The following is a 15254-nucleotide window of genomic DNA, read 5'->3' on the forward strand; positions in this document are numbered from 1 at the left end:
TTATGTGCATTCCTTATTTCACTTCGACAAACTGCGAGGCCGAGGCTCTTATCTTTTTTGGCAATGGCACATATAGGCCGTCAATACGCCGTGCAATGTCGAGCATGGCTTGGCCTGCGTTGGTGCGCCCTTGCAAAATTAGCGGTGAGGCGTGGTTGGCGCAAGCGATGACTGTCTCATCTTCGGGCACGAGCCCCAACAGTGGCAGACCCACCATATCCATGACTTCGTCAATGTTCGCAGCTTCACCGGCAACAATCTGATGCGGGCGCACGCGGTTGACCACTAAACGGCATTGCTTTTGCCCCTCTGCCTCCGCCAACAACAACTGATGTACGCGCGCCGCATCACGCAAACTGATGAGCTCAGTATTTGCCACAACGATAACCATGTCGGCCACCGATACTGCCAGTTGAAACGCCGTGTCCACACCTGCCGCACTGTCGACCAAAATATAGTCGAAGTGCGGGCGCAACGGCTTCATCATGGCTTGAAAGACATTGAGATCTATTTCTTGCGGCATGATCGTGTTAGGCGCAGCCAGCAGTGATAGCCGTTTAAGCACCGGATGCGCAGTCACTGCGTCGTTGAGCGTACAGCGGCGCTCAATGACATCATTAAAATCGAAAGCCATTGATTCATGCATACCGAGCAACACATCCAAGCTGCGCAGCCCGATGTCGGCATCAACTGCCAACACGCGTTTGCCCAGTGCCGCCAAATAGCTCGCGATACCTGCTGCCAACGTGCTTTTACCTGTGCCACCTTTGCCTGAAGCCAATGTAATGACTTTGCCCATAATTCTCCCCCACGAGACGGGCCTCACAGAGGCCCCCCTCTTTTATTTATTGGCGGGCGGCCCTTACAGGGCACGCACCTAGATTACATGAAGTTGCTGTATGTTGCCGCTTCATTCGTCGGCTGCGGTGAATCCGGCAACATTTTTATGCTACCAACCAAAATATCCCATATAAAACCGGCTGATGCACCAAATATATAAGTAAGCCGTGCCGCCCGATAATTGGCAAAATCGGCATATTGAAAGTGTAAAACCATTTTGGCAATTTATTTTCAACGGCCAACTTTCCCAGCCAGGTACCAAGCAAGAAAAGAAACAACCAGGGCAATAGCGGGAAATAATCAGCCCCGCGATTACCATAAAGCCCAAATGGCAGAAATAAGTTTGTCTCCTCTTCAATGGCACGCGGGAAAAAGAAGCTACTCACAGCAAATAATGCGATATATATTGCCGGCTGTAATCGTTTTGGCAATTTGTCGAGCGTGCTTTGCAACAATCCGTACAACGTCATTGCTACGCCGAGAAAGTGCAATATACCAAAATAAATTGGCATTCCAATCCAGAATGTTGCGATGCTGACAGCGTAAGCGCAAAGTAAAACAATAACGCCGCGCCGCAAGTTGGAGCGTGAAAATCGGCTGCTCATGCCGGACAACAGAATGAATACACCAGCGAAGATAGGCTGCAAAATGCGCAGCGTTGGATTAAAAACTAATGTCGGTTCGGCAAACCCCCAGTCGACAAGATTGATGCCAAAGTGAAAGGCAACCATGAGGATAATGGCAAACCCACGCAAGGCGTCGATGAGATGAATGCGTTGTTTTATCATGCCGTCTCCTTTTAGTTTTCACGGGACGCCCGGGGAGTCCCCGATGAATGATTTTTGTACTCCGCCACGGCCAGTTCATCACATCGATTGTTATAGGGGTTGTCACTATGCCCGCGTACCCAAATGAAAGTCACCTCATGTGTTTCGCAGAGGTCGAGTAGTTGTACCCAAAGGTCAGAATTCAAAGCCGGTTTTTTGTCAGACTTGATCCAATTATTGCTGCGCCATTTCTTTGCCCAACCTTTGTTAATGCCGTCGGCAACGTAGCGCGAGTCCGTGGTAACAATGACGTTACAGGAGCGCTTTAGCGTTTGCAAGCCTTGAATAACGCCTGTCAACTCCATGCGATTATTGGTAGTGTCGGGGTCATAACCGGAAAGTTCTTTTTCGTGCTCGCCGTATTTCAAGATGGCCGCCCAGCCACCGGGACCGGGGTTTCCGGAGCAAGCACCGTCGGTGTAAAGAGAGACGTTATCCATGGGTTATTCCGTTTGCGGCATGTCGAGCTCACCGTGCCCTACACTGCCTTCGCTGTCACCTTCAATATTATCGCTCTCTTCCTCTCGCTTGACGCGGGCGGTAGCGATGAGTTTAGCGCCCTTACCCATGCGCATGACGGTGACGCCTGACGCACTGCGACTATAAACATTGATGGAATCGACAGCGATGCGGATGATTGTGCCATCGTCGCTAATGAGCAGAATATCATCATCGGGACTGACGACTTTGATATCAGCCACCAAGCCGGTTTTGTCATTGAGGCCGTGGTTTTTGACTCCCATGCCGCCACGTTTCTGCATACGGTACGCCGACAGCTCAGTACGTTTTCCGTAACCGTTTTCAGTGACAGTCAACAACGTACCGTCCGGGTGTGCCCGCGCCGCGCCAACAACTTCATCACCCTCGGCCAGCCGCATACCGCGCACGCCGCCGGCCTCGCGCCCCATGGTGCGAATATCGGTTTCAGGGAAACAGATAGCTTTACCCTGCCGCGTGGCAATAATGATATCAGTGTACCCATCGGTTTTGCGGACGGTGTTTAACTCGTCGCCCTCGGCCAGCGTGATGGCACGGACGCCCGACTTTCGGTTGGTGCGCAACACATCAAGCAACACGCGCTTGACAACGCCGCGCCGTGTGACCAACACAAGGTATTCTTCAGCCATATCGTCACTGGTTGGAATAATAGCTGTTACACGTTCATCGGATTCCAGTGGCAGTAGGTTGACAATGTTCATGCCCTTGGCATTGCGCCCCGACTCAGGGATATGATAGCCTTTTTTAGTGTATAGCCGCCCATAGTTGGTAAAGAAGAGCAACGTATCGTGTGTATTGCCAACAAGTACATCCTTTATATAGTCTTCCTCACGGATGGCTTGCGCCGTTACACCGCGACCGCCCCGCCGCTGTGCGCGATAAACAGCTTCAGGCTGACGCTTGATGTAGTTTTGGCTGGTTAGCGTAAAGACGCAGTCGGTGCGCTCAATTAAATCTTCCATGTCAATCTCGTCATCAACAATTTCAATATCAGTACGGCGTTCGTCACCGTATTTTCGTTTGATTTCGAGCAATTCTTCGCGCACCATTGCCATAATTTGTGATTCTGAACCGAGCAGACCGCGCAGTTCTTCAATTTTCTTCATAATTTCGGCGTATTCGGCCTCGATTTTGTCGAGTTCCAGCCCAGTCAAACGCCCCAGGCGTAAATCGACGATGGCTTGCGCTTGAATATCAGATAAGTCAAAACGACTAATCAGCGCTGTCTTGGCTTCGGGAATGTTGGTACTGGCGCGAATGATTTTGACAACTTCGTCGACATTGCGTGCCGCTATACAGAGTCCTTCTAAAATGTGGGCGCGTTCGAGTGCTTTTTTCAACTCGTATTCGGCGCGGCGAATGGTAACTTCGCGTTGGTGTGCAATATAGTGGTCAAGCATTTCGCGCAATGTCATGACTTTGGGCTGTCCGTTAACGAGCGCAAGCAAGATGATACCAAAAGTTACTTGCATCTGCGTATGGGTGTAGAGCTGGTTGAGTACAATTTGCGCGTTGGCGTCACGTTTGAGTTCAATGACAATTTTCATGCCGTTGCGGTCAGACTCATCACGCAACGCAGAAATAGCTTCAACGGTTTTATCTTTGACCAGTTCAGCAATTGATTCGACCAGCCGCGCTTTGTTGACTTGATAAGGCAGTTCCTTGACGACGATGCGCGTTTTGGTTTTGCCCTCCTCAATTTCGGCCTTGGCCCGAACTTTCATGCGACCGCGGCCTGTGGCATATGCTGCCCGCATCCCCGATACGCCAAAAATTGTACCGTAAGTCGGAAAATCAGGCCCTTTGATGTGCTGCAAAAGATCTTCGAGGGTAACCTCTGAGTCATCAATAACAGCGACAGTCGCATCGATAACTTCACTTAAATTGTGCGGTGGAATATTGGTCGCCATGCCAACGGCGATGCCTGAGCTACCGTTAACTAATAAATTGGGAAACCGTGAAGGCAATACTGACGGCTCTTTACGAAAATTGTCATAGTTGGGCACGAAATCGACGGTATCTTTCTCAATATCAGCCATCATTTCCATCGCGATTTTTGACATGCGCGACTCGGTATAACGCATGGCGGCCGGCGGATCACCGTCAACTGAACCGAAGTTACCGTGACCATCTACCAGCATGTAGCGCAACGAGAAAGGCTGCGCCATACGCACCAGTGAATCATAAATAGCTTGGTCACCGTGCGGGTGATAGCGACCCATAACATCGCCGACAGCTGTTGCAGCTTTACGGAATGGTTTATCAGAAGTAAGATTTTCTTCATACATCGTATAGAGAATGCGGCGATGTACCGGCTTCAAACCGTCACGCACATCAGGCAATGCACGACTGACGATGACGCTCATGGCATAATCAATGTATGATTTTTTCATCTCGCGTTCCAGCTCAATGGGAACTATGGTTTGGTTAGAAAAATCGGCAATGTTATTGTTGTCGGGCATGGTATTTACTCCCCACGGGGCACGCCTCGGGGACTTCTAACATTTCGCCATGGGCGAAAGTCGATGGTCCGCGGGACCCCTTTTTTATTTTATCGGCAGACGGCACGGCAAAGCTGCACCTATGGAATTGACTTGTCGCTACGCTCAGCGATTATATCGCACTTCCGGCGAACAATTTTTATTTAGACATCCAAATTCTGTACATACTTCGCATTTGCTTCGATAAATGCACGGCGGGGTTCGACTTTATCGCCCATGAGCACTGTGAAAATTTGATCAGCGCTCACCGCATCTTCTAGTTCAACCCGCATTAACGTCCGTGTTTCCGGATTCATCGTTGTTTCCCACAGCTCGTCGGCATCCATTTCACCCAGGCCTTTGTTACGGCCAACCTCAATTTTAGCATTTTCATCAGCGCCACGCATTTCGGCCATGACACGATCACGGTCTTGTTCATCGACTGCCCAACGCACTTGCTTACCACGTGTTACTTTGAAAAGCGGCGGTTGTGCAATATAAACATGCCCGCCTTCAATCAACGGCCGCATATAGCGGAACATAAAGGTCAACAGCAATGTGCGAATATGCGCACCGTCAACATCGGCGTCAGCCATCAGGATAATTTTACCATAGCGTAACTGTGTCGCGTCAAAGTCAGGGCCAATGCCAGCACCCAAAGCTGTAATAATTGGTATTAACTTCTCATTGCCATACACTTTATCCAGCCGCGATTTCTCCACGTTGAGCATTTTACCCCATAGCGGCAAAATGGCTTGATACTTACTATCACGCCCACCTTTGGCGCTGCCGCCCGCACTGTCACCTTCAACAATAAATAATTCAGTCAAAGCCGGATCTTTTTCGTGACAATCAGACAATTTTCCCGGCAATGATGCCGAGTCAAGCGCACTCTTGCGTCGCGTTAAGTCCCGGGCTTTACGAGCAGCCTCACGCGCTCGTGCTGCATCAATAGATTTGCCGACAATGGCTTTGGCAACGGCAGGGTTTTCCTCAAAATAGTCGGTTAGTTTTTCGGTAACCATACCGTCGACAATGCCTCGCACTTCGCTATTGCCCAGCTTTGTCTTGGTTTGTCCCTCAAATTGCGCATCTGTGAGCTTGACGCTAATGACACAGGACAGGCCTTCACGCACGTCTTCGCCGCCCAATTTTTCATCTTCTTTAAGGATTTTATATTTCTGTCCATAATCGTTGATGGCGCGTGTCAATGCCGTTTTGAAACCGGTTTCGTGCATACCGCCCTCGCCGGTATGAATATTATTGGCAAAGGATAAAATACTTTCAGTATAGCCATCGTTATATTGCAGTGCCACCTCAGCCATGACTGTGTTTTTTTCGGCATTCATGTAGACAATTTGTTCGTGCAACGGCACGCGGTTTTGGTTGATAAATTCGACAAAGGAGCGAATTCCACCTTCATAACAAAGATTTTCTACACGTTCGCGTCCCACTCGCTCATCTGCCAAAGCAATACTCAGCCCTGCACATAGAAAAGCCTGTTCACGCAGACGCTTAAGCAATGTTTCATATTCATAAACCGTGTCTTCAAAGATTTCTGCATCGGCTTTGAAACGTACTATCGTGCCGGTTTTATCGGTCTTTCCAACGATGGTGATTTCTTGCACCACATCGCCACGCGAAAATTTCATTTCATGGATACTTCCATCTTGATAGATAATAACTTCCAGCCATTCTGATAGCGCGTTGACCACCGATGCGCCGACGCCATGCAGGCCACCGGACACTTTATAGCCGCCGCCGCCAAATTTTCCGCCGGCGTGCAGTACGGTAAAGACAACCTCTGCCGCACTCTTGCCCGTCGCATGCATGCCCGTTGGAATGCCATGCCCATTATCCGACACCTCAATAACATCACCGTCTAAAATTTTGACATCAATATGACTGCATCGCCCAGCCAACACTTCATCAACAGCATTGTCAACAATTTCGTAGACCAAGTGATGCAAACCGCGCAGTGATGTTGTGCCGATATACATACCCGGACGCTTGCGAACGGCCTCTAACCCTTCGAGCACCTGTATCTCATCGGCACTGTATTGCTGATTTTCTAATTCATTCATATATTTACTCTCTTTCGTAAGGTATCACTCGCAATTTGGGTAATATATACGCGTTTGTCGCTGTTTTCACAATACAGCACAAAGGCTTTTGGAATATCATCACAAATATCGCAGACCTGATTGTTGATTTGTACATCATGTAAAAAATCACGTGTATCTTTAGCAGTCGTTGAGGTTTCCAAATCGAATACGCCAATAACGTATTTTCCAAGTACAGTAGCGTTGTCGCCTAAATGTAAATACATACACCTTCTCCTGTGGACGAGTAAAACTCATCCCTTATTGATAAAATTCTCCATTCCTCACTCGTATCACGTTTCCATTGAGTAATCTTGTTCTCCGATTATCGCAACAAGTAATCAAAATCTGCCCGTCTGTCACCTCATTCAGCACTACGCGTCGGCGATGTTCATCTAATTCACTCAGCACATCGTCCAGTAACAACAATGGCGATTCATTTAACTCTTTCTTAAAATAAGCGCGTTCCGCCATTTTGATGGCAATAACTGCCGTACGTGCTTGCCCTTGTGAAGCAAAAATTCTCAGCTCATTTTGATTGATATTCAATTGAAAATTGTCACGCTGTGAACCTGTCAAACAAAATCCAGCAGCTATTTCTTGATGCAATCGTTTGGCGAAATGATCCAATAAAACAGTTTCAAGTTGTGAGGCATTAAAAATATCTTTTTCTTCTACACAACTTACGGTTCTATACGCCAATGTCAATACTTCTTTACCGTTACTCAACTTCTCATGATAATTTTGCGCCAGTTGTGATAAGATTTTAACAAACCTCGCTCGTTCTGGGATAAGTACGGCGGCATACTTAGCCAGTTGCGTATTATAAGCTGCCAGTAAGTCAATATCGGGTGCTTGTTTGCGCAATACTTTCTGCTTTTGTTTAAGCACCTTATTATAACGGCTTAATGCCGATAAGTATGCAGGCCGTATTTGACATAATACCGAATCCATCAATCGCCGTCGCAATGCTGGTCCTTCTTGCACCAATCCCAAATCACTTGGGGCAAATAGTACTGATGGTAAAATCCCTACCAATTCGCGCAATGTTTGCAGTGTTACACCATTGAGAGTAATTTTGCGCTGTCTGCGACGTAATAGTGAGGCTTCCAATTTTTGCTGACGACCTTGTGATATAAATTGCGCCGATAGCCACGCGTGCGGTTTACCAAACTGTATCAACTCTTCATCATGCACCGTACGGAATGAGCGCGCTGCCGACCAATAGGCAACACCTTCGAGCAAACTCGTTTTACCCTGTGCGTTAGCACCGACAATCACATTGATACCCTCTTGAAATTCTACGACTTGCCTATCAATATTCCGGAAATCCTCCAATGCCAATGACCGAATAACCATTTAATCGTTGCTTAACCGAGTTGGCAACACCATATTTAAATATACCTCACCTTCCAGCGGCAAGACAACACATGGATTTAAGCTTCCATTAAAACATAATTTTACCTCATCATCATCGACTGTCCGTAACGCGTCAAGTAAGTAGCGGTTATTAAAACCAATTTCCAAGCCCTCACCGTCACCTTGACTGTCACATACGTCACTGCTGAAACCAAGTGCTGTTTTACATTGCATAGCAACGGTATTTTCATTGATTGTCAAACGAACGGCACTACGAATTTTTTCTTGAATGACCAGTGACACGCGCTCAACTGCTGTTTGTAACATCCGCGCATTAACAGTGACAGTATATTTGTAGTCTTCAGGAATGGCACGTTGATAATTGTGAAATTCACCTTCTAACAATCGTGAAAATAACGTCGCGTGTCCCATCATAAACTGAATATGCCGCCGGCCCAACTCAATGGTTAATATACTCTCCTCGTCTTCAAGCAAAATGCGTTCTAACTCACGCAGCGCTGCGCCGGGCACGATGAATTTAAAGTCTTCGCCTCCGTGTTCAATTTCCGTTTTACGAATAGCCATACGGAATCCGTCCAACGCTACAACATTCAGCTGATTGCCAATAATGTCGAACAATGCACCTGTGTTGAGAATTCGACTTTCATTGTCACTCAGCGCATATGTGATATGTGACAAAATATGTCGCAATGTAGCTTGTGAGAAAGTAAAAGTTTTTTCATTTTCAGTTTCCGGTAAATTGGCGTAATCACTTGCCGGTAAGCCGGGTAATTGAAAAGCAATGGTGCCGCATTGAATGTCAATGACATTTTGATCGTTGACTTCAAAAGAAATGACGTCATCAGGCATTTTACGTAAAATATCTTGCAACATTTTATTGGGCATAATAACTGCACCCTGCATTTGGATATCAGCGTGTAAAGATACTACAATGCCGATTTCCATATTATAACCGGTGATGGTGATATTATTGTCAACGTTAAAAAGCAAACCCTCCATTGATGGCAAAGCATTGCGCATCGAAGCTGCTCGTGCAGCCGTTGCCACAGCATTGAGTAAAATGCTTCGCTCACATTGAAATTTCATAGCATGTGTACCTCCAAAATTTTTTGTCTCAAACAGATAAGAGTATAGTTTATTATTATACTTAGTGGTAGTCGTAGGGCTGTGGATTGTGGAAAAGTCACCATAAGGCTTACGAGATATGGGATTGTAACTGGGGGCAACGTGTTGATAAAAAAGAATAACTTTTAATAATTATTTTTAAAAAAGTTTATTAACAATAACTTATCAACACTCAACAACTTGTCAACAGCGCATTGAGGTCATTATTCTCTGTTTAACCTCGAATATTTCGAAGAATAATATCAATCTCTCTCGCTGTTCTGTCGTCATTGTCTTTTTTGTTTTGCACTTGGCTCATTGAATGGGTGATGGTAGAATGGTCACGATTGAAGATTTTTCCGATTTTTGTATTTGAAATATCAATTAATGTCTTAACCAAATAAATGGCAATTTGTCGTGCGCTGGCAATGTCAGCACGCTTGCTGGAACTGAGCAATTCGTCTTCTTCTAAATGATAAAAGCGGCACACTTCTTTAATGATATGCTCCGGTGTAGGATTTAACCCTGGGTTTTCAGATAACAAGTCTTTAATCGCGCGCCGTGCCGTCTCAATATCAAGTGGTGCATTCATCAATTGATGATGTGCCATAATTTTTTTAACTGCACCTTCTAATTGTCGAATATTTGCCGTGATGTTTTCAGCAATGTAAAAACTCAAGTCATTTGGCAGTGGTAACCCAAGTGTTATGGCTTTGCTTTGAATGATGGCGACTCGTGTTTCAAAATCCGGCGGTAAAATATCAACAACTAGTCCTGATTCAAACCGTGAACGTAGCCTGTCTGTCAGCATGGGAATTTCTTTGGGCGGACGATCGGAGGTAAAGACCAATTTGTTATTGTTCATATACAACTCGTTGAAGGTGTTAAAAAATTCTTCCATTGCGTAATCTTTACCGCCGATAAACTGAATGTCATCAACAAATAACATGTCAACAAGACGGTATTTTTCACGAAATTCTTTTGTCTTATTGGTGCGAATGGCTGATATGATTTCGTTAGTAAAATTCTCAGCCGTTACAGCACAAAGAGTGCTGTCAGGAGTATCGTGTTTAATTTTGTTTATCATGGCATAGAGTAAATGTGTTTTACCTAAACCAGAATCACCGTAGATAAACAACGGATTGTTGGTAGTATTCGTAACGTTAGTGGTTGCCCAAGCAGCAGCATGGGCGAACTCGTTAGATTTTCCAACAATAAAGTTATTAAATGAATACTGTTCACTCAAACAATCAGGGTCAAGCTGACTGTCGATGAGCGGCATTTTAATAACTTCCATCGCATTGGCGTCGTCGGTAATATGGATGTCAAATGTGCCACCGTACAGTGAATCCATGGCGCGGTGCAATGCCGGCATATACCGCTCTTCGATAAACGGGCGTTTGAACGAGGAAGTGTACAATGTCAAAGCATTGGGGGCGAAAGATACGACTTGTGTATCATCAAACCAAGTTTTCATGCTTTGCGGTGTCAATTCAGTTGCCAAATGCTCGTAAATTAGTTTCCATAATTGGTGCTTATCTTCCATGTCTGTATACCCTCATTTCAATTGACTCATTATATCATAAACGCAAGAAAAAGGCAAGCAGGGAACAACTAATATATCGTTCCCTGCCTGTAAAGTTTTGCATCCTACGAAATGACCTCTTGGCCGCCTAAATAAGGGCGTAATGCGACAGGGATATAGATGCTGCCGTCTTCGTGTTGATGATTTTCTAGCAACGGAATTAGTATTCGCGGTGTCGCAATGCCCGTATTGTTGAGAGTCCAACAATATTGTGTATTGCTGTCGATATCACGATATCGAATATTTGATCGCCGCGCTTGAAAATCGCCCATTGTTGAGCAGGAATGCGTTTCGCAATAAGCCTCACGACTAGGCATCCAAGTCTCAACTTCATGTTTTTTAATCTGTCCTAAGCCAATTTCACCCGTACAGGCTAACGATACACGATATGGCAACTCTAAAGCTTGCAAAATGGTCTCAGTATTGCCTAATATTTCATGATGCAAATCGTCGGCCATATCGGGTGTGCAAAAGACGACCTGTTCAACTTTTTGAAACTGATGTACGCGATACAATCCACGTGTATCTTTGCCGTATGTTCCCGCTTCACGACGAAAGCAAGTGGATTGTCCGGTGTAACGTAATGGCAATTTTTGTCTTTCTAAAATTTCATTACTATGGTAGCTGACCAAAGCTACTTCTGACGTACCGACAAGATATAACTCATCTTCGCCGACGTAATATGCCGATTCACGTCCGATGGGGAAATATCCGGTACCTGCCATGGCATGTTCTTTGACGAGTACCGGCACGGACATGGGCGTGAACCCTTTATTACACAGCACATCAAGGGTCATCCTCAAGATGGCTGATTCAAGTAATGTACCCATATTTTTTAGAAAGTATGAACGACTACCCGCACATTTAACGCCGCGCGGAATATCCATCATATCGTGCAAATCACACAACTCAACATGGTCACGCGGTGCAAAGTCAAACTGTGGGATATCGCCGACACGGCGTACTTCAACATTGCCCTCTTCACCTTTACCGATGGGGACATCAGGTAAAGGAACAGACGGTACAGTCAACATCAGCGCATCAAATTCAGCCTTTAATTCACCTATAGCTATTTCCAATGTGGAGAGCTCGGGCTTGATGGCGCGTACACGCGCAATCCCCGTTTCATCGGGCTTGCCTTTAGATAATGTGTTGCGCTCGGCGCGTAGCTTTTCAATTTGTGCCGTTTTATCACGTAGTTGTGTGTCCAAGTCGAGCAAACGATCGATATCAACCGGAAAATTTTTATCAGCTGCCGCTTGTTTACAGACGATTGGATTGTTACGAATAAAATTGATATCAAGCATTATTCTTCACCCTCCGATGCTAATAAAGATTCCAATTCGGTTACGCGTTGACGTAGCTGCCGTAATTCTGACATGTAATTTTCATTTACTGTGCGAAAGGCCTCAATTTCGCCTTCTAATCGCTCAATGTCATCTTGTAGTGACTCCCTTTCCATACGTAAGGCATTGCGCTCTTCGCGCAGCGCCGCATATCGCGCATCCATAGCGCTTAATTCATTGAGTAAAGTGTCACGCTCTTGCTCTAACATCGCGATATCTTCGCCAGCTTCAAAAAGTAAACGGTCCGTACTTATATTATGCGTGGCAAAGAGCGACGTAACAAGAAATATAGTTGAAACAGAGAACAATAACAATATATAAATGGCCAGAAATCGCAAATTTCTCTTTGGATTCTTAACCTTTATAGTGGATTCATTTGTCTCAGAAGTGTCGTGCTTCACATTTTTTTCGTCCATAATCATGCATCCTTCCTTTTCGACAACTGCATCAACAACGCGTCTAAATCGTCAAGGCCATAATATTCCAATTCGACTTTGCCTTTGCGTGCGCTGTGGGTGATTTTGACTTTGCGCCCGAGTGACGAGCTCAATTGTTGCTGTAACGCCGTGATATTGGCGTCGGGCGTTTTGGCGCGAGAGGTGATATCTTTGCCGTCAGTCATTTTTTTGACTAGTGCCTCAGCTTGTCTTACTGACAATTTGCCCGACAAAATGGACTCAGCCGCCTTTTCTTGTAACGCTACTGTGGATAACGACAACAGTGCCCGCGCATGTCCGGCGGTAAGGTTTTCATTATGCAGTAGTATCTGCACCGACTCTGGCAAGGATAGCAACCGCAAGGCATTGGCGATTGTCGGGCGCGATTTACCGACGCGTAACGCCGTCTCTTCTTGTGTCAACCCGTAGTCGTTGATCAACTGGCGAAAACCTTGCGCTTCCTCCAATGGCGCAAGATCTTCGCGCTGTAAATTATGAATCAGGGCCATCTCGGCAGCCAATCGATCATCTGCCTCAAAGATACGTACCGGAACTTGTGTTAAATTGGCCAAGCGAGCCGCCCGCCAGCGCCGTTCACCGTCGATAATTTGATAATAGCCACTGGGCAATCGCCGCACAGTAATAGGCGATAGCACGCCGTGTGTTTTTAGGCTTTCAGCCAGTTCAGCGAGTGCCTTTTCATCAAAATGTTTGCGTGGCTGGTCGATGTTGGGTTCAATTTCGGCAACGCGTAGCGTCAAATCGCCCTGTTCTGCACCATGCAATGCTTCGTCGCCAATTAGCGCACCTAAACCGCGGCCGAGGCCTGTGGACTGTTTTTTCATAATTTTATTCCTCGTGAAACTTGATTTCGCGAGGACCCCTTTCTTGATTTTGTCTGGCGATCATTATTTCTTAGTGACGATCTCCTGGACCAACTCACCATATGCAATTGCGCCGCGTGACAACTTGTCGTAACCGAAGATTGGCAGCCCGTGACTGGGCGATTCTGACAAGCGTACATTTCGCGGAATAACGGTTTTATATACTTTGCCGGGAAAGTGCCGCTTGACCTCATCGGCGACTTGCGACGACAAGTTTGTGCGGTTGTCAAACATCGTTAACACAACACCTTGCAAGGACAACGTGGGATTCAATCGTTGCTTAACCAACCGAATGGTGTGTGTCAAATTACTCAGTCCTTCCAACGCGTAATACTCGCATTGAACCGGTACAAGCACAGCGTTGCTAGCGCACAAAGCATTTAATGTCAATAGCCCAATTGATGGCGGACAGTCGATGATAATGTAGTCATATAATAAATGCAGCGGCCGTAGAGCGCGACGCAAACAAAACTCACGCTCTTCTGCGCCAATCAGTTCTAATTCTGCGCCTGCCAATGCCTTGTTTGAGGGCAACAAATCACCCCAAGGCGTTGATACGACGGCTTTAGAAGCGTCAACTTCATTAATGAGCACGTCGTAAATATGCGGCGATGAGCCCCTATCCACGCCGAAACCGGACGTGGCGTTTGCCTGTGGATCAAAATCAACAAGCAACGTGCGCTTATTTGCACAGTATAACCCCGCTGCAATATTGATAGAGGATGTCGTCTTGCCGACGCCGCCTTTTTGATTGACTATGGCGATGATATGAGCCATATGTGAATGTGCCTCCGTGTGTAAAATTTCTAACTTGGCTATCATATCATGTCGCGCACAAAAAAGCAAGCATAAAAATGTTTCACGTGAAACATTTGCGGCGGATAGCGCCTGCCAACGTTTCACGTGAAACAAGTCAATTTGACAAAGTCGTGAAAAAGCAATCCCCTATAATTTGCTCTCACCTTTCGGGATTCGCACGGTCATCACAAAATCAGCGTCGGTATCGTCACGGTGGATATCGGCGGCCACACCGGCAGCGCGCATCATTGACAATGCGCGGTCAATGGTATTAAAAAACAGCCGCACATCTTTAATCAGCACAAGAGGCTTTCGTTGCGTCGGTTCGGACTTCTGCTGGAAAAGGCGGTCGATATACCGTTCAGCTTGTGCCACATTCCAATCGTTTTCAATGATGGTAATAAGAACGGCCTTGCGCTGAACAACATCTTCAAGGCGCAGCAATGCCCGTGCGTGACGTTCGGTCAAGTTATGCTCACGGAGGAGTGCCACCACATCGGGCGGATGGCGCAGCAACCGTAATTTATTGGCCACCGCTGACTGTGATTTGCCCAATCGCAGCGCGGCCTGTTCTTGCGATAGTCCATAACTTTCAATAAGAAAGGCAATGCCCTTAGCTTCCTCGAAAAAATCCAAATCGCGGCGTTGTAAATTTTCAATCAGAGCCAACAGCGGGGAATCGCTATCTTTGATGTCGACCAGCAGGCACGGCACTTTTTTTAAACCGGCCAGCCGCGCGCCGCGCAATCGCCGCTCACCGGAAACTAATTCGTAGCGATGAGAAAGCCGCCGCACGGACAGCGGTTGAATGATACCGAATTGATGGATACTATCAGCAAGCTCGCGCAGAGCCGTCATGTCAAACACACGGCGCGGTTGCGAAGGATTGGGAGCAATGTGGTCAATGGGAATAAAATGTACTTTAGGGCTGTCAAGCAAACTTTTCTTAAAAATCGGTTGCATACCGTACCTC

General features: G+C 46.4%; 14 protein-coding genes. All 14 read right to left on the minus strand.

What is annotated here, in order from left to right:
- Positions 1-13: 13 nt before the first annotated feature.
- The 14 genes from minD to FWE06_02740 all read right to left on the minus strand — a co-directional run bounded on the left by minD (position 14) and on the right by FWE06_02740 (position 15244).
- Complete coding sequence (minD, locus tag FWE06_02675) at positions 14-799, minus strand: septum site-determining protein MinD (GenBank protein MCL2546086.1); 786 nt, start codon at positions 797-799, stop codon at positions 14-16.
- A gap of 145 nt (positions 800-944) precedes the next feature.
- Positions 945-1628 (minus strand): DUF1624 domain-containing protein, encoded by a 684-nt coding sequence (locus FWE06_02680; protein MCL2546087.1) that lies wholly within the window; start codon positions 1626-1628, stop codon positions 945-947.
- Positions 1629-1639: 11 nt separating this feature from the next.
- Positions 1640-2107 (minus strand): ribonuclease HI, encoded by a 468-nt coding sequence (rnhA, locus tag FWE06_02685; GenBank protein MCL2546088.1) that lies wholly within the window; start codon positions 2105-2107, stop codon positions 1640-1642.
- A 3-nt stretch (positions 2108-2110) separates the two neighbouring features.
- On the minus strand, positions 2111-4558 hold the full coding sequence (gene gyrA, locus FWE06_02690; protein ID MCL2546089.1) for a DNA gyrase subunit A: 2448 nt from the start codon (positions 4556-4558) through the stop codon (positions 2111-2113).
- A gap of 251 nt (positions 4559-4809) precedes the next feature.
- Positions 4810-6729, minus strand: a complete 1920-nt coding sequence (gyrB, locus tag FWE06_02695) for a DNA topoisomerase (ATP-hydrolyzing) subunit B (GenBank protein ID MCL2546090.1) — start codon at positions 6727-6729, stop codon at positions 4810-4812.
- Positions 6726-6974, minus strand: a complete 249-nt coding sequence (locus tag FWE06_02700) for a DUF370 domain-containing protein (protein ID MCL2546091.1) — start codon at positions 6972-6974, stop codon at positions 6726-6728. Before FWE06_02700 ends, gyrB begins: the two co-directional genes overlap by 4 nt.
- 34 nt (positions 6975-7008) lie before the next feature.
- On the minus strand, positions 7009-8106 hold the full coding sequence (recF, locus tag FWE06_02705; GenBank protein ID MCL2546092.1) for a DNA replication/repair protein RecF: 1098 nt from the start codon (positions 8104-8106) through the stop codon (positions 7009-7011).
- The gene (gene dnaN / locus FWE06_02710; GenBank protein ID MCL2546093.1) at positions 8107-9213 is read right to left on the minus strand and encodes a DNA polymerase III subunit beta; all 1107 of its coding nucleotides are present in this window, start codon (positions 9211-9213) and stop codon (positions 8107-8109) included. It abuts the gene before it with no gap.
- Between the two features lie 253 nt (positions 9214-9466).
- The gene (gene dnaA / locus FWE06_02715) at positions 9467-10777 is read right to left on the minus strand and encodes a chromosomal replication initiator protein DnaA (protein MCL2546094.1); all 1311 of its coding nucleotides are present in this window, start codon (positions 10775-10777) and stop codon (positions 9467-9469) included.
- 104 nt (positions 10778-10881) lie between these two features.
- The gene (gene serS, locus FWE06_02720; GenBank protein ID MCL2546095.1) at positions 10882-12123 is read right to left on the minus strand and encodes a serine--tRNA ligase; all 1242 of its coding nucleotides are present in this window, start codon (positions 12121-12123) and stop codon (positions 10882-10884) included.
- A complete protein-coding gene (locus tag FWE06_02725; GenBank protein ID MCL2546096.1) occupies positions 12123-12578 on the minus strand; it encodes a hypothetical protein in 456 nt (151 codons plus the stop codon). Before FWE06_02725 ends, serS begins: the two co-directional genes overlap by 1 nt.
- A gap of 2 nt (positions 12579-12580) precedes the next feature.
- Positions 12581-13444 carry a ParB/RepB/Spo0J family partition protein gene (locus FWE06_02730; GenBank protein MCL2546097.1) on the minus strand — a complete coding sequence of 288 codons (864 nt, stop codon included), beginning with the start codon at positions 13442-13444 and terminating at the stop codon, positions 12581-12583.
- A gap of 63 nt (positions 13445-13507) precedes the next feature.
- A complete protein-coding gene (locus FWE06_02735; GenBank protein ID MCL2546098.1) occupies positions 13508-14260 on the minus strand; it encodes an AAA family ATPase in 753 nt (250 codons plus the stop codon).
- A 168-nt stretch (positions 14261-14428) separates the two neighbouring features.
- Positions 14429-15244: a ParB/RepB/Spo0J family partition protein gene (locus tag FWE06_02740; protein MCL2546099.1), complete on the minus strand. Its 816-nt coding sequence runs from the start codon at positions 15242-15244 to the stop codon at positions 14429-14431.
- Positions 15245-15254: the final 10 nt, after the last annotated feature.

The sequence above is a fragment of the Oscillospiraceae bacterium genome, from assembly GCA_009780275.1.
GTDB lineage: Bacteria > Bacillota > Clostridia > Oscillospirales > UBA929 > WRAI01.